This window comes from Rhizobium phaseoli, assembly GCF_010668805.1.
Classification (GTDB): domain Bacteria; phylum Pseudomonadota; class Alphaproteobacteria; order Rhizobiales; family Rhizobiaceae; genus Rhizobium; species Rhizobium phaseoli_A.
This window is the reverse complement of sequence record NZ_WUFT01000001.1, coordinates 374,656-396,411: the sequence shown is the minus strand read 5'-3', so window position 1 is coordinate 396,411 and position 21,756 is coordinate 374,656. Positions and strand designations below refer to the sequence as shown.

Genomic DNA, 21,756 nt, shown 5'->3' with positions numbered 1-21,756 from the left:
ACTAAAGCGCGGCGCATTGAAATCGATTCATGCGCCGCGCTTCAGCTGTTTTATTTGATGCCTGTCGTCGTCGCGGCATCACGCCAGCGCGATCTCCAGCGTCACATCGGCCGGGCGGCGATTTTCGAGGATCAGCCGGCCGTTCGGCAGATCGTTGCCGTAGACCTTGGCGCTGGCGGCATCCTCAGTGAGATTATAGCCGCGCCAGCGTGCCCAGAGCCGTTCCTCGAGCACCTCGATCGGCGGCGCCAACATGATCGTGTAATCGAAGATGCCGTCGAGTTCTGCCCATTTGCCTTGCGTGAAGAGCAGATAGTTGCCCTCGACGATGATGAAACGGTCCTTGGGATCGATCGGCCGGGCGGAAGCAATTGCGAGTTCGCGCGAGCGGTCGAAGACCGGCACCAGAACCTCCTGGTCGGCTGGCCTGACGGCACGGACGATGTCGAGGAAACCGCGGACATCGAAGGTTTCGGGGATGCCCTTGCGGGCCAAAAGGCCGCGTTCGATCAGGATGGCGTTATCCATGTGGAAGCCGTCCATCGGCAGGACTGCGGCGCTTTCGCCCCTGGCTTTCAACGCCGCCGCCAGATTGTCGGCCATGGTCGACTTGCCCGACCCCGGCGGGCCGGCAATGCCGATGAGGAAGCGTCTGGAACCACCGGCGCGGCTGAGGACCTCGCCGGCAATTTCCTCGGTACTGGCCGTCATGCCGCGACCGGCTCCGTCGGCACCGCCTTGGCGCCGGTCATGAAGGCGACGGCGTCGGACATGGTGTATTCCTTGGGATCGATCACCGTCAGGCGCCGGCCGAGGCGGTGGATATGGATCCGGTCGGCGACCTCGAAGACATGCGGCATATTGTGGGAGATCAGCACGATCGGAATGCCGCGGGCGCGGACGTCGAGGATCAGCTCCAGCACCCGGCGGCTTTCCTTGACGCCAAGGGCGGCCGTCGGTTCGTCCATGATGATGACCTTGGAGCCGAAGGCGGCGGCGCGGGCGACGGCGACACCCTGGCGCTGGCCGCCGGAGAGAGTTTCCACCGCCTGATTGATGTTCTGGATGGTCATCAGGCCGAGTTCGGACAGCTTGTTGCGCGCCAGCTTTTCCATGGCCGGCCGGTCGAGCATGCGAAGCATCGAGCCGAGCACGCCGGGTTTGCGGATCTCGCGGCCGAGGAACATGTTGTCGGCGATCGACAGCGCCGGCGACAAAGCCAGGTTCTGATAGACGGTCTCGATGCCGGCATCACGCGCTTCCATCGGCGAGCGGAACTGCACCTGCTTGCCTTCGAGGGTGATCACACCCTCATCCGGGGTGACGGCGCCCGATATCGCCTTGATCAGCGAGGATTTGCCGGCGCCGTTATCGCCGATGACGGCGAGGATTTCGCCCGGGTAAAGGTCGAAATCGGCATTGTCGAGGGCGGTCACGCGACCGTAGCGCTTGACGAGACCGCGGGCGGTGAGAAGGGGTTCGCGAGCCATGATTACACCGAAACCTTTCTGATCCACTGGTCGATGGCGACGGCGGCGATGATCAGCACGCCTGTCAAAAGGACTTTCCATTGCGGGTCGGCGCCGAGCATGTTGAGGCCCATCGACACGACACCGACGATCATGGCGCCGAACAGCGTGCCGAGAATGGAACCGCGGCCGCCGAACAGCGAGATGCCGCCGATCACCGTCGCGGTGATCGCCTGCAGGTTAAAATCCGTCACGGCCGAAGACGGCGAGATCGAGCCATTGCGGCCGATCGAGACCCAGGCGGCCAGGCCGGCGATGACGCCGGATATAGCGTAAACGGTCAGCAGCACCTTCTTGGTCTGGATACCGGAGAGCTTGGCCGCCTCCGGATCGTCGCCCACGGCATAGACATGCCGGCCCCAGGCCGTGTGATTGAGGACATACCAGAGCAGCGCGACGAGCAGCACCATGGCGATGACGCCGAGAGTGAGCACGGCGCTGCCGAGCTTGAAGCTCACGGCGAAAAGATGAAGCAGCGGCGCCTGTTCGTCGACGTCGGTATCGCGGATCGTCTCATTGGCCGAATAGATGAAATTCGTCGCCATGACGATATTCCAGGTGCCGAGCGTGACGATGAAGGGCGGCAATTTCATGTAGGCGACGAGGAAGCCGTTCAGCAATCCGCAAAGGCCGCCGACGACAAGCCCGGCGACCACTGCGATCGGCGTCGGTATGCCGTAGGTGATGGCGACATTGCCCATGATGACGGCAGATATGACCATGATGACGCCGATCGAAAGATCGATGCCCGCGGTCAGGATCACCAGCGTCTGGGCCGCGCCGAGAATGCCGACGACGGCGATCTGTTGCAGGATCAGCGTCAGCGTGTAGGACGAGAAGAACCGCCCGCCGATCGTCATCCCGAAGATCAAGATTGCCAGCACCAACACGATCAGCGGCACGGCGGCCGGCGTCGAGTGCAGAAAATGCTGGGCACGCTTGATCAGCGAGACATTCTGGTGCTCGAAGGAGGCGACGCTTTTGTCGCTGCCGTCGAGGACGCGTTCGAATTCCTGTGTTCCGGTCATGGTTCCTCCTCCGCATCCGCGCGCCGAATTCGCGCGGGGGTCGTCACCGATATCCTTCCGGTCTTTGCTTAGCCGGTTCGTGAGGCAACGGTACATCGTCCGTCGAAAACGGCCGGGGATCAAGCCCCCGGCCGTTCTAGTTTCAAGAGATTGGGCTCAGCCCCAGCACTTGTCCGTGCCTTCCTTGGTGTCGATCGACTTGACGCCGGAGACCGGCTTGTCGGTGACGAGCGAAACGCCGGTGTCGAAGAAGGACTTGCCTTCGGTCGGCTTCGGCTTTTCACCGCTGTCGGCGAACTTCTTGATCGCCTCGACGCCAAGGGCTGCCATCATCAGCGGATACTGCTGCGAGGTGGCGCCGATGACGCCTTCCTTGACCGACTTGACACCTGGGCAACCGCCGTCGACCGAGACGATCAGCACGTTCTTTTCCATGCCGACGGCCTTCAGCGCCTGATAGGCGCCGACAGCAGCCGGCTCGTTGATCGTGTGGATGACGTTGATGCTCGGATCCTTCTGCAGAAGGTTTTCCATGGCCTTGCGGCCGCCTTCCTCATTGCCGTTGGTCACGTCATGGCCGACAATGCGCTTGTCGTCTTCGTCGCCGATCTTGTTCGGGTCCTTCGGATCGATGCCGAAGCCCATCATGAAGCCCTGGTCGCGCAGAACGTCGACCGTCGGCTGCGACGGGGTCAGGTCGAGGAAGCCGACCTTGGCGTCCTTGGCCTTGTCGCCCATGGTTTCCTTGGCCCACTGGCCGATCAGCTTGCCGGCGAGCAGGTTGTCGGTGGCGAAGGTGGCGTCGGCGGCATCGGCCGGCTCGAGCGGCGTGTCGAGAGCGATGACCAGCAGGCCGGCTTCACGCGCCTTCTTGACCGAAGAGACGATGCCCTTGGTGTCGGAAGCGGCAATCAGGATGCCCTTGGCGCCGTCGGCAATGCAGCTTTCGATCGCTGCTACCTGGCTTTCGCTGTCACCATCGATCTTGCCGGCATAGGACTTCAGCGAGACGCCGAGTTCCTTGGCCTTGGCCGTGGCACCTTCCTTCATCTTGACGAAGAAGGGGTTGGTGTCGGTCTTGGTGATCAGGCAGGCAGCAACGTCAGCCGCCATGACAGGAGCGGAAAAGGTGACACCAAGCGCGAGCGCGCCGAAAGCGAGAACAGATTTCTTCATGGAACTCCTCCCAGAGTTTGCCGGCGCCGCCCCTGCGGGCCGGAATTTTAAGATATGACACTTTGCCGTGGATTGTTAAGCTTCCAAAGCCGTCCCGTGTCCTTGACGACGGCAATTAAAAGCGAAAAGAAATTGGCTTGTCAATAAATAAATCCAATTGAATTATTAATTCGATGTGGCATGCTCCGTGGAAATCAGGCATAGGCCAACAATCGGGAGGAGCGGCCATGTCGTCCTTGGATGGACCGGAACATACACCGGTCCCGCCACCAATTCTGAATCCGGCCGGCGGTGCGAACCAGGTCAGGGTGCGGGCCTATAACGAACGGCTCGTGCTGTCGCTGGTGCGCCTCTACGGCGCGCTGTCGAAGGCCGACATCGCACGCCGCAGCGGGCTGTCGGCGCAGACCGTCTCTGTCATCATGCGGGTGCTTGAGAAGGAAGGGCTGCTTTTGCGTGGGGCGCCGGTGCGCGGCCGTGTGGGACAGCCGTCGATCCCGATGCATCTCAATGCCGATGCCGTCTATTCCTTCGGCCTGAAGATGGGCCGGCGCAGCGCCGATCTGGTGCTGATGGATTTCGTCGGCCGCATCCGCATGCAGCTGCACCGGACCTATGCCTATCCGCTGCCGGATGAAATCCTCGCCTTCGTCACCTTCGGCATCCAGGAGCTCGAAGCCCGGCTCGACGAAAAGCAGCGTGGCCGCATTGCCGGCCTCGGCATCGCAGCACCCTTCGAGCTCTGGAACTGGGCCGAAGAGGTCGGCGCGCCGGCCGGCGCCATGGAGGTCTGGCGCGACGTCGACCTGCAGGCCGACATCGCCGCGCGCGTCTCCCATCCGGTCTTCATGCAAAACGATGCGACCAGCGCCTGCGGCGCCGAACTGGTCTTCGGCGTCGGACCGTCCTATCCGGATTTCGTCTATTTTTTCATCGGCTCCTTCATCGGCGGCGGCATCGTCTTGAACTCGGCGATCTTTTCCGGCCGGACCGGCACTGCCGGCGCCATCGGGCCGCTGCCGGTGCGGGGGAAAAACGGCGAGACGATGCAGTTGCTGGAAATCGCCTCGATCTTCGTACTGGAAAACATGCTGCGCGAGCGCGGCATCGATCCCGAGCCGCTGTGGTATTCGGCCGACGACTGGGTGGATTTCGGTGAGCCGATGGAGACCTGGATCCAGGATAGCGCCAAGGCGCTGGCGCAGGCGATCGTCGCCGCCGCCTCGATCGTCGATTTCAGCGCCGCCGTGATCGACGGCGGTTTTCCCCAGTGGGTGCGCAGCCGCGTGGTGCAGGCGACGATCGACGAAGCTGCCAAGCTCGACCTGCAGGGCGTCGTCATGCCCGAAATTATCGAGGGCGCGGTCGGCGCCCAAGCACGCGCCATCGGCGGCGCCAGCCTGCCGATCTTTGCGCGTTACCTCACCGACCAGAACGTACTTTTCAAGGAGGTAGACCATGCTGAAAGGACTTGATCCGCTGTTGAGCCCGGAGCTGCTTTTTACGCTGCGATCCATGGGTCACGGCGACGAGATCGCCATCGTCGACGGCAACTATCCGGGCGTCGAAGATGCGCGCCGGCTGATCCGGCTCGACGGCCACTATCTCGTGCCCGTTCTCAACGCCGTGCTCAGCGTGATGCCGATCGACGATTTTGTGCCCGAGGCAATCTTCCGCTCGACCGTCAAGGCCGAGCGCGACAAACTCGACCCGGTGCATGAGGAGATGATCGCCTGCTGCGCCCGCCACGAGCCGCATCGCCAGGTGGTGCCGCTGATCGGCCCGGATTTCTACGGGCGGGTGAAAGCCGCCCATGCGTTAATCCAGACAAGCGAGCCCAGACTCTATGCCAACATCATCCTGCGCAAGGGGGTGATCTATCCGAAGGAACCGGGCACGCAGGCGGCGGCCGGAGTGGATCCGTTCGTCTACTAGCTATCGTCTAGCCGTCATCTCGTTTGCGTGGCGATCAGGTCCACCATTTTTCGGGCCGAGCCCAATGCCAAGGTCCAGCCGAGCATTCCGTGGCCGGTGTTGATGTAAACACCTTTCAGATGCTCGGAGGGCCTGATGATCGGGCGAGATGACGGGGTCATCGGTCGCTCGCCCGACCAGCGCATCAGAACGACGCTGCTGTTGAAGAAATCCGGCAGGACGCCGGCGGCTGCGCTGCGCAGCGCTTCGAATCGTGCTGGGTCGAAGCCTGCGCCAGGGCGGTCGATATCGGCAAGACCGGCAACGCGGAAACGGTCCCCGATCGATGCGAAAGCCAATTTGCGTTTGACGTCGGTGAGGCTGATGGCGGGTGCGGCAGCGGTCCGCGGCACGGTCAGCGAATAGCCTCTCACCGGACGCACCGGGCGGACCTCCGGCAGCTCCGCGGCAAGCGAACGGACCTGAGCGCCCGCAGCGACGACGGCGGCATCGACCGCAAGTTCCTCCCGGTCGTCGAACCTCACGGCTGCAAGCCTGTCCGCCTCTCGCGAGAAGCCCGCCACTTTCCGGCCGAAGAGCAGCGACACCCGGTGGTGCTGTGCAATATGGTGTGTCAGCTGACGGCAAAAGCCGGCTGCATCGCCGAGCGCATCACCCGGTGTGTAGACCGCACCGGCGATTTCGCCTTGGTAGCCGGCAAGAGCAGGCTCGATTTCCTGGGCTTCTGCGCGCGACAGCATGTGCTGCTCGAATCCGAGTGCATTTTTCCGCGAGACGGCCGATTGGGCCGCGGCAAGGCTGCGCTGATCCGGATAGAGATGCAGCTTTCCCGCAAGCCGGTAGTCGAAGGAAAGATCGGTTTCCGCCAACAGCAATGCGAGTTCGCGGCGCGACTCTCCGGCGAGTTCCAGAATGGCGCGTGTATTGCTCCACCATCGCGAAAATGGTGCGTTGGCGAGGAAGCGCAGTCCCCAGAGAAAAAAATCCGGGTCGAGCTGCCAGCGAATCCGGAACGCGGGATCGCGGCCGAGAGCAATGGCCGGCAGATGCCGGAGCAGTCCGGGAGATGCCATCGCATCGCCATAGGCCCAGGAGAGTTGCGCGGCGTTGCCGCCGCTGGCGCCGCTGCCGGGTTCGGCTGCTGCATCGATAAGCGTCACATCATGCCCTGCCTTGGCCAAAAGGTAGGCCGAGGAAACGCCGATCACGCCGGCGCCGATGACCGCGATCTGCGCCATGTCACACCTCGTTTCCCACAAGCGCGGTCAGCTCGATCTCGACCGAAGCGCCCCGCGGAAGAGATGACACGCCGATCGCAATGCGGGCATGCTCCCACCGATCCGGAAAGAGATCGCGCAGCAGCTCGGACGCGCCGTCGACGACCGCGCCGTGGCGGGTAAAATCATCCGTCGCGGCAACATAGCCGGCAAGCCGCACGAAGCCGCGCACCTTGTCGAACCCACCGCTGGCGCGCTCAAGCTGAGCAAGCACGTTGAGAAGGCAGATGCGCGCGCATTCGCGGCCCTCCTCGATCGAGACATCCGCCCCGAGCCGACCGGTCCGCCAAATGGCTCCATCGGTCAACGGCACCTGACCGGAAACGGTGACGATATTGCCGGTTCGCACAGCGCCGGCGAAAGCCCCGGGCGGCATTGCGGCTTCCGGCAAGGGGAGGCCGAGGGCGGCAAGGCGCCGGTGCACGGCATCGCTTCCGCTCATGCGCGGCTCAGCCCTTCTGCTTTCCCCGGCTTCGGCGCTGCGCGCGACAAAAGCCTTGAGGATTTCGAGGTCGAGGGCCGTCAGACGGTATTCCGGATGCCACTGGACGCCCAGGCAAAATGCCTCGGTCTCGCCCTCGAATGCCTCGATGATCCCATCGGGTGCCCGCGCGATGACGCGAAAGCGCCCGTGACCGGACAGCGCATGGCGATGCAGGCTGTTGACCCGGGTCGGTCCTGTCCCGACCCAGCCGGCAAGCAGGCTGCCCGGCTCGACGATGATTTCGTGCGCCAGTTCATCGGGCAGATCCTGCGGGATGTGCGAAATGCCGGCGGCCGGAAGCTCGCTGAGGAATTCTCCGCCAAGGCACTCGCCGATCAGCTGCATGCCATGGCAGATACCGAGGAGCGGCTTGCCTGTCGTCAGCGCCTTGGCCACCAGCTGACGCTCGAAGTCGCGGCGCCGATCGGCCACTTCGGCACCCGGCCGGGAGCCGGTCAGGACGATACCATCGGCAAGCGCCAGCGCCGCCTCGATGTTTTCGGCCTCATAAGGCAGGATCAGCGGGACCCCGCCGGCGCTGGTGATTGCCTCGGCATAGTTCGAGCGCACCACATATTCGCACTCGGTCGGCTGTTGCGGCGTCTCGCCGAGATCGGGCGTTATGAGAATGAGGGGGCGGGCCTTGCGTGCCGGCGCGGCGGGAAACGCGGTGACCGCCGCAACGGTCATATCGGTGGTCATGATCTGAACCTTGTGATGAATTAGCGGGCGGGCACGGCAAGCCGGCGGGAGACGACCGAAAACGGCCAGGCGATCGCGAAGTAGCAGAAGCCGACTGCCACATAGATCTGCAGCGGCAGGAAATACTCGGTCGCCATCGCCCGACCGGTCAGAACCAGTTCGTTGACGGTGATGAGCGATGCGAGCGAGGAATCCTTGAGAAGCGCGACGAAGGTGACGATCATCGGGGCCAGGATGACGCGGACGACCTGCGGGAAGATGATCAGCCGGAAGCTCTGAACCGGCGTGAGACCGACGGCCAGGGCCGCCTCGCCCTGCCCCGCCGGGATCGCCTTCAGACCGGCCCGGAAGAGTTCGGCGATCTGAGCCGCAAAACACAGCGCCAAACCTGTGATCGCCGCGCCGAAAGCATCGAAGACGATCCCAATGCCCGGCAGGCCGAAGTAAAGCAGAAACAGCACCGCGAGCAGCGGCACGCCGCGCACGACCGTGACATAAAGGGCCGCGAAATGCCGTAGCGCCGCGAAGCCTGATCTCTGGCACAGCGAAAGCAGCAGACCGAGCACGAGCGCCAGAGCAAAAGCGCACACGGAAAGCACTGCCGTATCTACCATTGCCCGCAACAACAAGGGCAGCCATTCGCCACCATAATCGCTGTAGGGTGCGAAAAACCCGCTCATCCTTTCAGTCTCCCGTAACGCCTTTCGAGGAATCGCGTCGCCTGCATCAATGGCAGGCTCAGCAGCAAATAGAGTGCCGCCGCCGTCGCGTAGATCATCGTTGTCTGGAAGGACGAGGTGACCATGGAGCGGGCGAAGAACATGATTTCAGGCGCCGCGATGGCCGAGACGACGGAGGTGTCCTTGAGGAGCTGCACCGCGTAATTCCCGAGCGCCGGCAGGGCGATCCGCATGGCCTGCGGCGTCAAAATTTCGAAAATCGTCTGAAGTGGCGTCAGACCTGCAGCAAGCGACGCCTCCGCCTGGCCTTTTGGCAAAGAGGCGAAACCGGCGCGGAAGATCGCTGAGGTAATGGCTGCGCCGATCAGCCCGAGGCCCAGAATGGCGGCGGCAATCGACGTCAGCCTGACGCCAATGCTGGCAAGCCCGAAATAGAGGATGAACAGATGCGTCAGAGCCGGCACGTTGCAGAGGATTTCGCAATAGGCGTCGATCGCCAGATTGACGACCCTGATCGCTGCGAATTGCCTGACGAGGGCGAGAAGGAAGCCGATGCCGATTGCAAAAGCCAGCGAGGCCAGCGTCACCAGGACGGTTACCTCAAGCCCGGCGGCGAGCCCCTGGACGACGGAGAAGAATAGCGAGAATCCGCTCATGTCGCCTAGTGCCGAATCTTGTTGAGGAAGGCTTGCGTACGTGCCTCGCGCGGCGCGGTAATAACCTGGCGCGCCGGTCCGGCCTCGACGATCTTTCCGCCGTCGAGGAACAGCACCCGGTCGGCGATGTCGCGGGCAAAGGCAATCTCGTGCGTGACGATCAGCATCGTGCGTCCTTCGGCGGCGAGTTCTTCCATCACTTTGAGAACTTCGTGGACCAGTTCGGGATCAAGAGCGGAGGTCGGTTCGTCGAAAAGCATGAGTTTCGGCTTCTGGGCGAGCGCCCGGGCAATGGCCACACGCTGCTGCTGGCCGCCGGACAGCTCCAGCGGTGAGGCATCGGCGCGATGCGTCATGTGCACTTTCGCCAACATCTCCAAGGCCAATTCGCGGGCCTCGGCGGCAGACAGGCCGCGGACCTTGCGTGCGGCGATCGCGACGTTTTCCGTCACCGAGAGATGCGGCCAGAGATTGAAGAGCTGGAAGACCATGCCCATCTCGGCGCGCTGTGGCGCAAGCTGCCGGTCTCTCATCACCCGGCCGTTGCGAACGCCGATTCGCTCGCCATCGAGGCTGATCTCACCGGCACTCGGTTTCTCCAAAAAATTCATGCAGCGCAGACAGGTAGACTTCCCGGAGCCCGAGGGGCCGATCAGGGCAATCTTCTCGCCGGGTGCGACGGTAAAATCGATCCCCTTCAGGACTTCGACAGGGCCATAACTCTTGCGCAGGCCCGCCACGCTCAAAAGCGCATTCATCGCCGTTTCCTTGTGCTGTTGTGTCTTGGCGAAGAGGTCGGATGAAAGCCGCTTGCCGCAGCCTTCATCCGTCAGCCCAGTCAGCCACCGGCTGCGCAGGAGGGAAGCTTGTAATCGCCGGGGCGGTCGACGCCGGCACGGAAGTTTGCACCCACCGGCTTGAACCAGACATCGGCGGACAATCCGTAGCGTGCGCCGATCTCTTTCATCTCGCAGCTCTTCCACATATCGGCGATGATCGCGTCCATCTTCTGGCGCAGATCGTCGTTCTTCTGGTTGAGACCGTAGACGACCTGACCGAGCCCGGTGAGCAGCGGGAAATCCGGGCTGTTATCCGTGAAGGCGAGGAAGTGCATGTTCCAATCCGGATTCTGCTTGATGGCGTAGGAAACCACCGGCGGGTCGCCGATGACGGCATCGATACGCCCGGCAATGAGATCGCGCACGGCAGCGTCGGAGGTGTCGTAGAGCGAGAGCTCAATGCCCTTGATCGTCTTCAGTTCCGGGACAAAGGAGAAGCCGGTGATCGTGCCGACCTTCTTGCCTTCCAGGTCGGAAAGCTTCTCCCAGTTGGTCTTGTTCGACTGCATGATGCCGTTCTTGAAATAATGGATCGGCTCGGACAACGTCATGATCTTCGTACGTTTCTCGGTCCAGCCCATCGTGCCAAGCATCACGTCGACGCGACCGGATTGCACGGAGGCGATCGTGCCCGACCATTCCATCAGGGCCGGCTGTATCTTGAGGCCGAGCTTGTCGGCGATGCGCTGCATGATCTCGCCATCGTAACCGATCAGCTTGCCGTCCTGCCAGCCGGAGCCCGGCATGTCTCCCGTAAAGGCGACCGTCAGCTTGCCCTGCTCGGCAAGTTCGAATGCGTTTGCGAGCGGTGCCGATGCCATGAAGCTGCCTGCCAGCAGCGCGCACATCACCACCCTTCTCGAAAGAGAAAGTGCCATTGTTCTGATCCTTGATTTGTTTTTGGTTCCCCGGTCCGGTGGGTCTTGTCGCCGGATGTCGAGTTCGACGAGAGAGAGCTTGCCACCGAAAGGCGGCGCTGAATTTTAGAAATCGGACATTTTCTTTGAAAGAGCGACATGGCTGACGTAAGGTCGGCCGCTATGAACACAGACGCCAGCCTTTCAGATGCACCTGCCATCGAGCCGGACTATGTCCGCTGGCTCGATGGTTTGTGGGCCGAACGGCTTTTGGCCGCCCGAGACCGCAAGGCCGATCTCTCCATCGGCATTCTGCTCTGGCCGAGCTTCCCGATGATGTCGCTGACCGGGATCGTCGAGCCCTTGCGGCATGCGGCCGATTTCGCCGACAATTCCCGGCCCCTGCATTGCCGCTGGTCGATCATGGGAGCGCCGGGCCACGCCGCGGTGGCGAGCTGCGGCATCCGCGTGCAGGCCGATGCGCCCTATATCAACCCGACGGACTTCGACTATATCGCCGTCATCGGCGGCCTCCTGCCGCATCTGCGCGCAGCACCCAGCAAGCATCGCGACTACCTGCGGGTCGCCGCATCCGCCGGAATCCCGGTGATCGGCGTCTGCACCGGCGTCTTCGTACTCGCCCAAGAAGGTCTGCTGACTGGGCGCAAAGCCTCCGTTCATCCCTTCCATGCCGAGGATTTCAAGATCGCCTTTCCGCGCCAGGCATTCTCGACGCGCGACGACTTCCTGATCGAGAACGGCCGCATCACCGTTCCCGGCGGCGTCTCGATCCTGTCGCTGATGACGGAACTCATTGGCACCCATTGCGGCCCCGACCGGGCGGCCAAGGCAGTTCACCAGCTGTCGCTGACCGAGCACAAGGGCTTGAGCGCTTTCGACCAAGGCCGGGTTTCCAGCTTTCGACATGTCGAGGATTCCCGCATTCAGCGCGCGGTCGTTTTGATCGAGAGCCGCAAGGGCCGTGACGTATCACCCGAGCAGGCAGCCAGCATGATCGGGCTGTCGCCGCGTCAGTTCGGGCGCCTGTTCCAGCAAGGCATCGGCATGACTCCGAAGCGGTTCATCATCGAGACCCGCCTGCGTTACGCCCGCTTCCTGGTGGAGAACAGCACGCTCTCGATGACGCAGATCGCCTTTGAGACCGGCTTTTCGGATGCCGCACATTTCGCAACCGCTTTCCGTCAGAAATTCAACCAGTCGCCGCGGCAATTGAGATAAGGGATTTCGGTTTCCGCCCGCCCTCCCCGACACGGTCGGCATGCAGCGGTAAGCAAGCTGGGCCTACCCGTTTGTCGACAGTGGCATGAAACCATGGTTATCGCGGCTGAACCGCGTGACTGCGCGCCGGTGTCGTCGTCCCCCATAGCGCCAGCCTCTCCATGCAGACTGTCTTCCAGCAAGCCAAAGTTTGAGCGCCACGGCGATCGGAGCGGAGATAGTCTCCTGTGCACCGCCGTTATTAATGATGTACATCATCAATAAGTCGAGCTATAATGATACTTGACATCATAGTTCGGGCATGACGGTCGAAAGGGCTGTAAAGTGCGGATCACCAAGGAAAAGAAGCAGGAAAACTACGAACGGATTATCGCCACGGCCTCGGAGCTGTTTCGCGAACGCGGGTTCGATGGCGTCGGGGTGGCGGAGTTGATGGAGCGCGCGGGGCTCACCCATGGCGGCTTTTACAATCACTTCCGCTCCAAGGAGGATTTGATCGCGGAGTCGACCGAGAATGGCTTGAGCGAGACCTTGAAGCGCTATGCCGGTTATGACGTCCTCGCCGTCATGGAACTTTATCTCGCGCGCGAACACCGGGATGGGCGCGGCCAGGGGTGCACCGCCGCGGCGCTGAGTTGCGATGCAGCGCGACAGCCTGAAGAAACGAAGGCCATTTTTGCTGAAGGAATAGACAGACTGGTGCGCGCGATCGAGGACGGCATTGTTCGCCATCACGCTTCCGGCGCCGGAGACCGCGCACAAGCCATCACCGTCCTTGCTCAGGCCGTCGGGGCGATCGTGCTGTCGAGGGCCTGCCCGGACGATTCGCCGCTGGCCGACGAACTGCTCGACGCCTGCCGGGCGGATTGCCGCGACGCCATCGAAAATCGGACGCGGGATAATAGGGCCGCCGAATAAGCGGCCCTATGCCGTCACGCGCCGACCGGTTCGGCCATTTCGGGATAGTCCGTATAGCCCGCCGCGCCGCCGCCATAGAGCGTCGCCATATCGAGATTGGCCAGCGATGCACCGACCTTCAGGCGCTCGACAAAATCCGGGTTGGCGATGAACGGCCTGCCGAAGGCAAACAGGTCCGCCAGCCCCTGCTCCAGCCTGGCCGTCGCGAGTTCCAGATCGTAGCCGTTATTGGCGATGTACCTATTCTTGAACCTGCGGCGAAGCGCCTCGTAATCGAAGGGTGCGACATCGCGCGGCCCGCCCGTCGCGCCTTCGACGACATGGAGGTAGGCAATGCCCATCGCGTCGAGCTTCTCGACGATATAGCCGAACTGCGCCTGCGGATCGGTTGCGGATATTCCATTGGCCGGCGACACCGGTGAAATCCGAACTCCGGTTCGCTCCGGCCCAACCTCCTTAATGACCGCCGCCGTCACCTCGAGCGTCAGCCGGGCCCGGTTTTCGATCGACCCACCATAGGCGTCGGTGCGGGTGTTGGCTCCGTCCCTGGCGAACTGGTCGAGCAGATAGCCATTGGCGCCGTGAACTTCGACACCATCGAAACCGGCGGCAATGGCATTGGCGGCGGCCCGGCGGAAATCCTCGACAATGCCGGCGATCTCATGCAATTCGAGCGCCCGAGGGGCCGACACGTCGACGAAGCTGTTGTTCACAAAGGTCTTGGTTTCGGCCCTGATCGCGGAAGGCGCTACGGGGGGCTGCCCATCGGGCTGCAGGTCGACATGCGATACCCGACCGACGTGCCAGAGCTGCAGGAAGATATGGCCGCCCTTGGCATGCACCGCATCGGTCACCTTGCGCCAGCCGTCGATCTGCGCCTGCGTGTAGATGCCGGGCGTGTCCTGATAGCCCTGCCCCTGCTGCGAAATCTGCGTCGCCTCCGAGATGATCAGGCCTGCCGAGGCCCGTTGCGCATAATATTCGGCGATGAGATCGCCCGGCACAAACCCGGCGCCCGCCCTGTTGCGCGTCAATGGCGCCATGACGATGCGGTTGGATAGTGTGAAAGGGCCGAGTATGGCGGGCTCAAAGAGTGTGCTGCTGGTCATTTGTCACTTTCAGAGTTGGAAACTATTTCTGCGTTCGTCTCGCAACGCACGCCATGCCGGTCAGGTCGATCTCAGTCTACGACCGCGATGACCACCTTGCCCTTTGCACGCCCGGTCTCGACATAAGCCAGCGCGTCGCCGGTTTTTTCAAATGGGAAGACCTTGTCGACGACCGGTCGGATCACGCCTTGTTCGATCAGGCGGGCAATCTCACCCAACTGCCGCCCCTCGGCGCGCATGAACAGGAATGAATAGCCGATGCCGAGACGCTTGGCCCTTTTGCGAACCCCTCGGCTCAGCAGGCGGAATACCAGTTTCAGGAACAGGTTCAGGCCGAGTTCCTTGGCGAATGCGGGATCGGGGGGACCGGAAATGGAGATGAGCCGGCCGCCCGGCTTCAGCACAGCCAGAGATTTTTCGAGCGTCTTCGGATCCTGACTGTTCAGCACCAGATCATAGCCCGACAAGACCTTCTCGAAATCCTGGCTCTTGTAGTCGACAACCACATCCGCCCCGAGACTTCTCGCGAACTCGGCATTTCCAGCGCTGGTCGTCGTCGCCACCGTCGCGCCAAGATGCTTGGCGAGCTGAATGGCGAAAGTCCCGACACCGCCGGAACCGGCCTGAATGAAGACCTTCTGGCCGGGCTTCACCTTGCCCAGCTCGACCAGCGCCTGCCACGCGGTCAGCCCCACCAGCGGGACGGAGGCGGCTTCGGTCATGCTGAGATTGTTTGGTTTCAGCGCCACATCGGCTTCATCGATGGCGATGAATTCGGCGAATGTTCCGACCCGATGATCGCGCGGCCGTGCGTAGACCTCGTCACCCACTTTGAACCGCCTGACCCTCGGTCCCGTCCTGACGACCGTTCCGGCAACGTCGTGGCCGAGCACGAAGGGCGGACGATAGGGAAGAATAAGCTTGAACTCTCCGTCCCGGACCTTGGAGTCCAAAAGGTTTACGGCCGTGGCCCCAATCCGGACAAGGACATCATTGTCCTGCAATTCCGGTTCCGGCAGGTTGGCCAGGCGCAAAGCGCCCTTCTTCTTGTACTTATCAACGACGAATGCCTTCATGAGGCTTCCTCCAATTCGAAGTCTGTTGTGATGTCAGGCTGCAAGGAAGGACAAAGCCTTCGGCACGAAATCGGCGTGATTCTGGAAAATCCCGCCATGTCCGGCATCTTCGTAGATAACCAGTTGCGCGCCCGGAATGCGTCGGGCCATATCGGTGCTGTTTACCGTCGGAACCATGATATCGCTGTCGCCTTTGGCGATCAGAACCGGGATATTGATGCGGCCGAGATCCTGAGGCGCCTGCCGCCCCCAGGCCTTGATCGCCTTGAGTTGCCGCAGAAATGCCCTTGGGGTCGGGCCCTTGTCCCTTCCCACCTTGCGCTCTTTCAGGCGATCCAGAAAGGCGTTCGCGGATCGGCGACCATTGGCGGTGGAGGTGAAAAACAAATAGGTTTTCGGGTCGTGCAGCGTCAGCAGACCCTTGACCATCAGCGGCCAGGACACGGCTCCGACCTTCTCTATCCCTGTGCCGCCGGCTGGGCCCGTTCCGGTCAAAATCAGTTTCCGGACGAGGTCCGGCGCCTTCATCACGATGTCCTGCGCGACAAATCCCCCAAGGGAAAAGCCGAGCAGATCGACTTGTCTGAACCCAAGCGCTCGGATCAACGCGATCGTGTCGCGCGCCATCTCGTCGATGGTCACCGGAGCCGTGCCGCCTGAGGCGCCGATACCCCGGTAGTCGGTCGCGATGACATGATGCTTGGTGGCGAGACCGTCGACAATCCGGGGATCGAAATTGTCCAGCACCGCGCCCCAATGATTGAGAAGAATGACCGGCACGCCGCCTTGGGGACCGAGGTCGCGATAGACGAAAGGCGTCTCCCCGACATTGATCCACAGATTTGGCGCCTCGGCGTAGCAGGTGACAGAGCGAAGGAATCTTATCGTCGTGTTCATCGTTTACTCCACACCCCGGCTCGTACCGGCACGCTCATCATCGCCATTATCCTTGCCCTTCCGCATCGACCACCGACTTTCGCGCAAAAGGAAACCAACTGCGGTCACTCAAATTTTTAATGACAACCGTCATCATTGATCTTTAATGATATTCATCATCAAAATTGTCAAGCGGAATTTTTCCGCAGATTGTCAGGGAAGACTCTTGCATCTGCATTCTTGATCCGTCATTCTAGAATGATCGATAAAGAATCGGAGTGATTGTGGGCAGAGCGCGAGAATTCGACGAGGAGGCGGTGCTGAAGGGGGCGATGCACATCTTTCGCAAGCACGGCTATCAAGGTGCGTCGATCCGCGATCTCGAGGAGGCGACGGGCCTCAAAGGCGGAAGCATCTATCACGCTTTCGGCGACAAGGCCGGCCTCTTCGACGCGGCATTCGGACATTACAACCGGGCGGTCCTGGAGGGACGGATCGAGCGGTTTGCGCCGCCGGGGAGCGGAGTTAAAGGCTTGCGCGAACTGTTCCTCTCGCTCCTGCATGAGCCCGATGATGGCTCCCTTGGCTGCCTGATCACGAACACCGCGGTGGAATTCGGAGGTGGGGTCAAATCGCATCCCCGTGTCGAGGCAGCGCTCGATCTCCTTCGCACCACATTCCGCTTGCGGCTCACCGAGCAGTCGACCCTGGCTCGCGATGCGGATGGAGCCAGGGCGGCCAGCACGGCCATCCGTCTTCTTGCCTTCTATCAAGGCCTGCTCGTGCTCATTCGCGGCGGCGAAGACAAGGCCGGCCTGCGGCAGGCGATCGAAGACGAATTCAATCAACTGGAGACACTGTTATGACACCTGAAGCACTATGGAACCGATATGCGGCCATCTGGTCACTGGATGCTGACGCTCGCGAGCCGGAAATGTTGGCTTGCCTCGCTGACGATGTCACCTATTGCGATCCCAATGGAGCGATCGCCGGGCGAGCCGGTCTTTCGGCTTACATGGCCGGTTTTCAGGAGAGCGTACCGGGAGGCCGGTTCGAAATATTGGGCGTCCTCCATCACAATCAACGTTCGCTGGCCCGCTGGGAACTGCGCCACGAAGACGAGCGCGTCCTGCAAACCGGCACCAGCTTCGGGGTGATTTCCGATGGCCGGCTCGGCACGATCACCGGCTTCTTCGATCCTCTGGCGGGGCAGCACCATGGGTAGCGAGGCGACACGCAGCCTGGCACTCGATTTCGCCAGCCAGATCGCTCCGGCCGGCGGCATCGATGTCCGGCGGTTCTTCGGCGGATCCGCCCTCGTGCGAAACGGCGCGCAGTTCGGCTTCGTCATGAAGGGCACGTTATATCTTCGCGTCGACGCCGCGATGCGCGCAGAGTTCGAGGCAGATGGCTCCGAACCATTCCGCTACCGCGCTGCTGGCAGGGAGGTGACGGTTCGCCGCTATTACGCAGTCCCGGCACAGGTGATCGACGATCCGGCGCTGCTGCAAACCTGCTCGGAGCGAGCATTGCACGCGACCCCCACGCCCGGCCGCAGACGCGCCGACACGATCATGGCCGTCGAAGATCCGTGCTCTTGAGGCGGCTCGAACTGCCTGGCGTCGGCAAGACGATCCACTGGCAAGGGCAAACGACGAAAGTCGAGCAAATGAGCAGACGGGACAGCCAATGACCATCGCATCAGCATCGCGGATCGTTTTGAACGGCTCCGCAACCGGCCGCGTTGTCGCAACGGAGGAGGCACTGAGCTTCTGGGGCGGCGTGGACCCGGCAACCGGAGATGTCATCGACGTGCACCATCCGCTGCGCGGCGTTTCCCTGACCGGCGCCATTTTGATGATGCCGACGAGCCGTGGCTCCTGCACGGGATCCGGCGTGTTGCTCGACCTTATCCTGACAGGCCGCGGTCCGGCCGCTCTGGTCTTCAGCGAAGCAGAAGACGTCTTGACGCTCGGTGCACTGATAGCAGCCGAGATGTTCGATAGGCCCATGCCGGTCATCAGGCTCAGCCCGGAGAATTTTCGACGTCTTTCCCAGGCTCAATCGGCGTCGATAGAGAGTGGCGTGATCACCTCCCAGAGCCTCAATACGCAACTGCCTGCGCCTGCCCTCGCCGACCTCCAACTGACCGAGGAAGACCGCAGCATGCTTAGTGGCGCCGATGGTCCGGGCGCGATGCAGGCGATGCGGATCATTTGTGCAATGGCCGCCCAGCAGGGTGCCACGCGGCTCATCGATGTCAGCCAAGGCCATATCGACGGGTGTATCTATGCAAGTCCGGCCAACCTGACTTTTGCCGAGACGATCGCCGATCTCGGTGCGCGGGTGCGTATTCCGACCACGATGAATGCGATCTCGGTCGATCGGGCGAACTGGGAAAGGCAGGGGATACCACCGTCCTTCGGCGCACCGGCCGCACGCCTTGCCGACGCTTACGTGCGAATGGGCTGCCGGCCAACCTTCACCTGTTCTCCCTATCTTTTGGACAGCGCGCCGCAAACCGGCGAAACGATTGCCTGGTCGGAGTCCAATGCCGTCATCTTCGCCAACACCGTGCTCGGTGCGCGCACGGCCAAACACCCTGACTTCCTGGATCTCTGTATCGCATTGACAGGCAGAGCCCCGGAATCCGGGGTTTATCTCGACATCAATCGGCACGCTCGGCTGGTTATCGAGGTTGAAACCCCTGAACCCGTGAACGACGCGTTTTGGCCGCTGATCGGATATCTGATCGGCAAGAAGGCGCCGGATTGCATTCCGCTGGTCAAAGGGCTTGGGCAGGCCCGCCCGTCTCGAGACGATTTGAAAGCGCTCTGCGCTGCATTCGGAACAACATCAGCCTCGCCAATGCTGCACGTTGCAGGGGTCACGCCCGAGGCAGACGGGCCAGTCCATCCGGACGCCGGTCAGGTCAGCATCACCGTCGAGGACATGCATGATGCGTGGCGCTTATTGAATGACGGCCCGGCAGATGTCGAGCTCGTCGCGATCGGGAGCCCGCATGCATCGATCGAGGAATGCCGCGCGCTGGCCGGCGCGCTGACGACTGCATTGATGGGAAGGCGCCGCCATCCGGGCGTCGCAGTGATTGTCACGGCCGGCCGACAGGTGATCGACCAGGCTCAAGGCGACGGCACGCTTGCGGCGTTGCGTCAGGCGGGGGTTCAGGTTTTCCCGGACCTTTGCTGGTGCTCGATCTCCGAACCGGTGTTTCCCACCAGGACCAAGGCGGTGATCACGAACTCCGGAAAATATGCGCATTACGGCCCTGGCCTCTCGGGTCGTGCCGTGCGGCTCGCCAGTCTGAGCGACTGCGTGGAAGCGGCGATTTCAGGACGCGTGACGCCGCGAGCAGCAGGATGGACAGGCGAAGCCCTGCTGCCGGTATGATCGACCGCTGTCAATAGCCGATTGCGTGCCGGCCGGCGTCCGCGGCGAGAGTTTTGCGCTTGTTGCAAAGGACGAGAGCAGAACACGAACAGTTGCCCGCGTGAATGTTTCAAAGTACCCGTTGTCGACAACAAGGATTTTGAAATGGCCGCGCAAACGCAATCTCCCTCCGCTGAACGCAAGCGCGGTTCCGGTGCGAAAACCGTATACGAGCTTCTGCGCAACGACATTCTGGACTTGGTCCTGCCACCCGGCAGCCCGATCGACGAGGTCCAGCTCGCCGAACATTTCAAAATGTCGCGCACGCCAATCCGCGAAGCGCTGGTCCGCCTTGCGGGTGAAGGCCTGATCGATACCCTGCCCAATCGGTCGACGATGGTATCCAATATCGACTTTCTCAACCTGCATACCTTCTTCGACGCTTTGGTGCTGATGTACCGCGTCACCACAAAGCTGGCGGCGCAATATCACCGTCCTGCAGATTTGCTGGAGATCAAGGCTCGCCAATTGGAATTCGCAACCGCCGTCGCGAACCAGGACGCCCTGGCGATGATTGCGGCCAACGCCGCTCTTCATTCTTCGATTGCAGAAGCCGGGCACAATCCATACTTCGTCGCCGTTTTCAATCGCATCCTCGATGATGGACGACGCATTCTCCGGCTGTACTACCAGTCCTATGGAGATCGGCTGCCGCAGCAATTCGTCGACGAACACGAAGAGATCATCGCCGCAGTCGCCGCGCGTGACGCCGACCTCGCCGACCGGCTGGCGCGCATTCACGCGGAACAGATTGTCGAGCAGATTCAGAAGCTGTTTGCGAGGAAAGACCGGTTCGACATCAGTCTTTAAAAAACAGGGCAATTTCTTGTCGACAAAAAAAATACAAAGATGTATATTCCTTTTATAGAGGCGCGACGCTCCGCATCCGCCACCCGTTTCCGTTTCGTCTCACCGAGGAGTTTTCACGATGAAAGCCAAGATTTTTTCGGGCGTCGTTCCCGCTTTGATGACGCCCTGCAAGGATGACCGCAGCCCCGACTATGACGGGCTGGTGCGCAAGGGCAAAGAACTCATCGCACAGGGAATGTCGGCGGTCGTCTATTGCGGCTCGATGGGTGATTGGCCGCTTTTGACTGATCAACAGCGCATGGAAGGCGTCGAGCGCCTGATCAATGCCGGCATCCCGGTTATCGTCGGCACAGGCGCGGTCAATACCGCTTCAGCCGTTGCCCATGCCGCGCACGCTCAGAAAGTGGGCGCTCAGGGACTGATGGTTATCCCCCGCGTGCTTTCCCGCGGCACCGTTGTTGCTGCCCAAAAGAACCATTTCAAGGCCATCCTTGCGGCCGCGCCGGATCTTCCTGCCGTCATTTACAACAGCCCTTACTATGGCTTCGCAACCCGGGCCGATCTGTTTTTTGCCCTGCGCGCAGACCACCCGAACCTCGTCGGCTTCAAGGAATTCGGCGGTGCAGCCGACATGCGTTATGCCGCGGAAAACATCACCAGCCGCGACGATGATGTGTCGCTGATGATCGGCGTCGATACCTGTGTCTTCCATGGGTTCGTGAATTGCGGTGCTGTCGGCGCGATCACCGGCATTGGCTGCGTCCTGCCCAAGGAAGTCATCCACATGTGCAATCTTTCGCAGGCTGCCGCCAAGGGCGACCCCGATGCCCGTCAGCGTGCGCTCGAACTGGAATCGGCGCTCGGCGTGCTTTCGTCCTTCGATGAAGGTCCGGATCTCGTGCTTTATTTCAAGCACATGATGGTGCTGAAGGGTGACGCGGAATACGCCTTGCAATTCAACGAAACCGATGAACTGTCCGAAAGCCAGCGCGGCTATGTCGAGCGCCAATTGAAGCTGTTCGACACCTGGTATGCCGGATGGAGCAAACTGCCTGGCGCGGTCGAAAAATACAGGGCCTGATCCTTTATCCCTTCAATGAACAGGCCTCCTTCGG

General features: G+C 61.7%; 23 protein-coding genes. 10 read left to right on the top strand and 13 right to left on the bottom strand.

Going from position 1 to position 21,756, the window contains the following annotated elements:
- Positions 1 to 78: 78 nt before the first annotated feature.
- The 4 genes from GR197_RS02070 to GR197_RS02055 all read right to left on the bottom strand — a co-directional run bounded on the left by GR197_RS02070 (position 79) and on the right by GR197_RS02055 (position 3,733).
- Positions 79 to 711, bottom strand: a complete 633-nt coding sequence (locus GR197_RS02070; protein ID WP_164006370.1) for a nucleoside triphosphate hydrolase — start codon at positions 709 to 711, stop codon at positions 79 to 81.
- Positions 708 to 1,490, bottom strand: coding sequence for an ATP-binding cassette domain-containing protein (locus GR197_RS02065; RefSeq protein WP_164006369.1), 783 nt, complete (start codon positions 1,488 to 1,490; stop codon positions 708 to 710). The genes GR197_RS02070 and GR197_RS02065 overlap by 4 nt, the downstream gene beginning before the upstream one ends.
- A 2-nt stretch (positions 1,491 to 1,492) precedes the next feature.
- Entirely contained in the window at positions 1,493 to 2,557 is a 1,065-nt protein-coding gene (locus GR197_RS02060) for an ABC transporter permease (RefSeq protein ID WP_164006368.1), read from the bottom strand.
- 156 nt (positions 2,558 to 2,713) lie between these two features.
- Positions 2,714 to 3,733 (bottom strand): sugar ABC transporter substrate-binding protein, encoded by a 1,020-nt coding sequence (locus GR197_RS02055; RefSeq protein ID WP_007633648.1) that lies wholly within the window; start codon positions 3,731 to 3,733, stop codon positions 2,714 to 2,716.
- A 227-nt stretch (positions 3,734 to 3,960) separates the two neighbouring features.
- On the opposite strand from GR197_RS02055, the gene GR197_RS02050 reads away from it, so the two are divergent.
- On the top strand, positions 3,961 to 5,208 hold the full coding sequence (locus GR197_RS02050) for an ROK family transcriptional regulator (RefSeq protein ID WP_164006367.1): 1,248 nt from the start codon (positions 3,961 to 3,963) through the stop codon (positions 5,206 to 5,208).
- Positions 5,192 to 5,668 carry an RbsD/FucU family protein gene (locus GR197_RS02045; RefSeq protein WP_164006366.1) on the top strand — a complete coding sequence of 159 codons (477 nt, stop codon included), beginning with the start codon at positions 5,192 to 5,194 and terminating at the stop codon, positions 5,666 to 5,668. The genes GR197_RS02050 and GR197_RS02045 overlap by 17 nt, the downstream gene beginning before the upstream one ends.
- 14 nt (positions 5,669 to 5,682) lie before the next feature.
- Here GR197_RS02045 and GR197_RS02040 read toward each other — a convergent pair whose 3' ends face one another.
- The 6 genes from GR197_RS02040 to GR197_RS02015 form a co-directional block, all read right to left on the bottom strand.
- Positions 5,683 to 6,906, bottom strand: a complete 1,224-nt coding sequence (locus tag GR197_RS02040; protein ID WP_164006365.1) for an FAD-dependent oxidoreductase — start codon at positions 6,904 to 6,906, stop codon at positions 5,683 to 5,685.
- Position 6,907: 1 nt separating this feature from the next.
- Positions 6,908 to 8,131 (bottom strand): Atu1372/SO_1960 family protein, encoded by a 1,224-nt coding sequence (locus tag GR197_RS02035; protein WP_164006364.1) that lies wholly within the window; start codon positions 8,129 to 8,131, stop codon positions 6,908 to 6,910.
- 20 nt (positions 8,132 to 8,151) lie between these two features.
- The gene (locus GR197_RS02030; RefSeq protein ID WP_164006363.1) at positions 8,152 to 8,811 is read right to left on the bottom strand and encodes an amino acid ABC transporter permease; all 660 of its coding nucleotides are present in this window, start codon (positions 8,809 to 8,811) and stop codon (positions 8,152 to 8,154) included.
- Positions 8,808 to 9,467, bottom strand: a complete 660-nt coding sequence (locus GR197_RS02025; RefSeq protein ID WP_164006362.1) for an amino acid ABC transporter permease — start codon at positions 9,465 to 9,467, stop codon at positions 8,808 to 8,810. The genes GR197_RS02030 and GR197_RS02025 overlap by 4 nt, the downstream gene beginning before the upstream one ends.
- A gap of 5 nt (positions 9,468 to 9,472) precedes the next feature.
- A complete protein-coding gene (locus GR197_RS02020) occupies positions 9,473 to 10,225 on the bottom strand; it encodes an amino acid ABC transporter ATP-binding protein (RefSeq protein ID WP_164006361.1) in 753 nt (250 codons plus the stop codon).
- A gap of 80 nt (positions 10,226 to 10,305) precedes the next feature.
- Complete coding sequence (locus tag GR197_RS02015) at positions 10,306 to 11,184, bottom strand: ABC transporter substrate-binding protein (RefSeq protein WP_164006360.1); 879 nt, start codon at positions 11,182 to 11,184, stop codon at positions 10,306 to 10,308.
- 162 nt (positions 11,185 to 11,346) lie between these two features.
- On the opposite strand from GR197_RS02015, the gene GR197_RS02010 reads away from it, so the two are divergent.
- Together GR197_RS02010 and GR197_RS02005 are read left to right on the top strand one after the other, a co-directional pair.
- The gene (locus tag GR197_RS02010; protein ID WP_164006582.1) at positions 11,347 to 12,402 is read left to right on the top strand and encodes a GlxA family transcriptional regulator; all 1,056 of its coding nucleotides are present in this window, start codon (positions 11,347 to 11,349) and stop codon (positions 12,400 to 12,402) included.
- Between the two features lie 324 nt (positions 12,403 to 12,726).
- Complete coding sequence (locus tag GR197_RS02005) at positions 12,727 to 13,320, top strand: TetR family transcriptional regulator (RefSeq protein WP_164006359.1); 594 nt, start codon at positions 12,727 to 12,729, stop codon at positions 13,318 to 13,320.
- Between the two features lie 14 nt (positions 13,321 to 13,334).
- Here the strand turns inward: GR197_RS02005 and GR197_RS02000 are convergent, their stop codons facing one another.
- The 3 genes from GR197_RS02000 to GR197_RS01990 all read right to left on the bottom strand — a co-directional run bounded on the left by GR197_RS02000 (position 13,335) and on the right by GR197_RS01990 (position 16,402).
- On the bottom strand, positions 13,335 to 14,429 hold the full coding sequence (locus GR197_RS02000) for an alkene reductase (protein ID WP_164006358.1): 1,095 nt from the start codon (positions 14,427 to 14,429) through the stop codon (positions 13,335 to 13,337).
- Positions 14,430 to 14,500: 71 nt separating this feature from the next.
- Positions 14,501 to 15,505, bottom strand: a complete 1,005-nt coding sequence (locus tag GR197_RS01995; protein ID WP_164006357.1) for an NADP-dependent oxidoreductase — start codon at positions 15,503 to 15,505, stop codon at positions 14,501 to 14,503.
- A gap of 33 nt (positions 15,506 to 15,538) precedes the next feature.
- A complete protein-coding gene (locus GR197_RS01990; protein ID WP_164006356.1) occupies positions 15,539 to 16,402 on the bottom strand; it encodes an alpha/beta fold hydrolase in 864 nt (287 codons plus the stop codon).
- 263 nt (positions 16,403 to 16,665) lie between these two features.
- Here GR197_RS01990 and GR197_RS01985 point away from each other — a divergent pair, with 263 nt between their 5' ends.
- The 6 genes from GR197_RS01985 (at position 16,666) to GR197_RS01960 (ending at position 21,722) form a co-directional block, all read left to right on the top strand.
- Complete coding sequence (locus tag GR197_RS01985; RefSeq protein ID WP_164006355.1) at positions 16,666 to 17,247, top strand: TetR family transcriptional regulator; 582 nt, start codon at positions 16,666 to 16,668, stop codon at positions 17,245 to 17,247.
- Positions 17,244 to 17,606: a nuclear transport factor 2 family protein gene (locus GR197_RS01980; protein ID WP_164006354.1), complete on the top strand. Its 363-nt coding sequence runs from the start codon at positions 17,244 to 17,246 to the stop codon at positions 17,604 to 17,606. The genes GR197_RS01985 and GR197_RS01980 overlap by 4 nt, the downstream gene beginning before the upstream one ends.
- A complete protein-coding gene (locus tag GR197_RS01975) occupies positions 17,599 to 17,982 on the top strand; it encodes a TfoX/Sxy family protein (protein ID WP_164006353.1) in 384 nt (127 codons plus the stop codon). The genes GR197_RS01980 and GR197_RS01975 overlap by 8 nt, the downstream gene beginning before the upstream one ends.
- Positions 17,983 to 18,070: 88 nt before the next feature.
- Positions 18,071 to 19,792 (top strand): cis-3-hydroxy-L-proline dehydratase, encoded by a 1,722-nt coding sequence (locus tag GR197_RS01970; protein ID WP_164006352.1) that lies wholly within the window; start codon positions 18,071 to 18,073, stop codon positions 19,790 to 19,792.
- A 144-nt stretch (positions 19,793 to 19,936) separates the two neighbouring features.
- On the top strand, positions 19,937 to 20,641 hold the full coding sequence (locus GR197_RS01965) for a GntR family transcriptional regulator (protein WP_164006351.1): 705 nt from the start codon (positions 19,937 to 19,939) through the stop codon (positions 20,639 to 20,641).
- A gap of 118 nt (positions 20,642 to 20,759) precedes the next feature.
- Positions 20,760 to 21,722, top strand: a complete 963-nt coding sequence (locus GR197_RS01960; protein WP_164006350.1) for a dihydrodipicolinate synthase family protein — start codon at positions 20,760 to 20,762, stop codon at positions 21,720 to 21,722.
- The last annotated feature ends 34 nt before the right edge of the window (positions 21,723 to 21,756 follow it).

What these genes read in the sequence shown, in the direction of transcription:
- GR197_RS01995 (WP_164006357.1), bottom strand. Translation starts at nt 15,505, where the DNA reads ATGAAGGCATTCGTCGTTGATAAGTACAAGAAGAAGGGCGCTTTGCGC.
- GR197_RS02000 (WP_164006358.1), bottom strand. Translation starts at nt 14,429, where the DNA reads ATGACCAGCAGCACACTCTTTGAGCCCGCCATACTCGGCCCTTTCACA.
- GR197_RS02010 (WP_164006582.1), top strand. Translation starts at nt 11,347, where the DNA reads ATGAACACAGACGCCAGCCTTTCAGATGCACCTGCCATCGAGCCGGAC.
- GR197_RS02060 (WP_164006368.1), bottom strand. Translation starts at nt 2,557, where the DNA reads ATGACCGGAACACAGGAATTCGAACGCGTCCTCGACGGCAGCGACAAA.
- GR197_RS01980 (WP_164006354.1), top strand. Translation starts at nt 17,244, where the DNA reads ATGACACCTGAAGCACTATGGAACCGATATGCGGCCATCTGGTCACTG.
- GR197_RS02050 (WP_164006367.1), top strand. Translation starts at nt 3,961, where the DNA reads ATGTCGTCCTTGGATGGACCGGAACATACACCGGTCCCGCCACCAATT.
- GR197_RS02045 (WP_164006366.1), top strand. Translation starts at nt 5,192, where the DNA reads ATGCTGAAAGGACTTGATCCGCTGTTGAGCCCGGAGCTGCTTTTTACG.
- GR197_RS01975 (WP_164006353.1), top strand. Translation starts at nt 17,599, where the DNA reads ATGGGTAGCGAGGCGACACGCAGCCTGGCACTCGATTTCGCCAGCCAG.
- GR197_RS02030 (WP_164006363.1), bottom strand. Translation starts at nt 8,811, where the DNA reads ATGAGCGGGTTTTTCGCACCCTACAGCGATTATGGTGGCGAATGGCTG.
- GR197_RS01990 (WP_164006356.1), bottom strand. Translation starts at nt 16,402, where the DNA reads ATGAACACGACGATAAGATTCCTTCGCTCTGTCACCTGCTACGCCGAG.
- GR197_RS02065 (WP_164006369.1), bottom strand. Translation starts at nt 1,490, where the DNA reads ATGGCTCGCGAACCCCTTCTCACCGCCCGCGGTCTCGTCAAGCGCTAC.
- GR197_RS01970 (WP_164006352.1), top strand. Translation starts at nt 18,071, where the DNA reads ATGACCATCGCATCAGCATCGCGGATCGTTTTGAACGGCTCCGCAACC.
- GR197_RS02015 (WP_164006360.1), bottom strand. Translation starts at nt 11,184, where the DNA reads ATGGCACTTTCTCTTTCGAGAAGGGTGGTGATGTGCGCGCTGCTGGCA.
- GR197_RS02055 (WP_007633648.1), bottom strand. Translation starts at nt 3,733, where the DNA reads ATGAAGAAATCTGTTCTCGCTTTCGGCGCGCTCGCGCTTGGTGTCACC.
- GR197_RS01960 (WP_164006350.1), top strand. Translation starts at nt 20,760, where the DNA reads ATGAAAGCCAAGATTTTTTCGGGCGTCGTTCCCGCTTTGATGACGCCC.
- GR197_RS01965 (WP_164006351.1), top strand. Translation starts at nt 19,937, where the DNA reads ATGGCCGCGCAAACGCAATCTCCCTCCGCTGAACGCAAGCGCGGTTCC.
- GR197_RS02035 (WP_164006364.1), bottom strand. Translation starts at nt 8,131, where the DNA reads ATGACCACCGATATGACCGTTGCGGCGGTCACCGCGTTTCCCGCCGCG.
- GR197_RS02025 (WP_164006362.1), bottom strand. Translation starts at nt 9,467, where the DNA reads ATGAGCGGATTCTCGCTATTCTTCTCCGTCGTCCAGGGGCTCGCCGCC.
- GR197_RS02040 (WP_164006365.1), bottom strand. Translation starts at nt 6,906, where the DNA reads ATGGCGCAGATCGCGGTCATCGGCGCCGGCGTGATCGGCGTTTCCTCG.
- GR197_RS02070 (WP_164006370.1), bottom strand. Translation starts at nt 711, where the DNA reads ATGACGGCCAGTACCGAGGAAATTGCCGGCGAGGTCCTCAGCCGCGCC.
- GR197_RS02020 (WP_164006361.1), bottom strand. Translation starts at nt 10,225, where the DNA reads ATGAATGCGCTTTTGAGCGTGGCGGGCCTGCGCAAGAGTTATGGCCCT.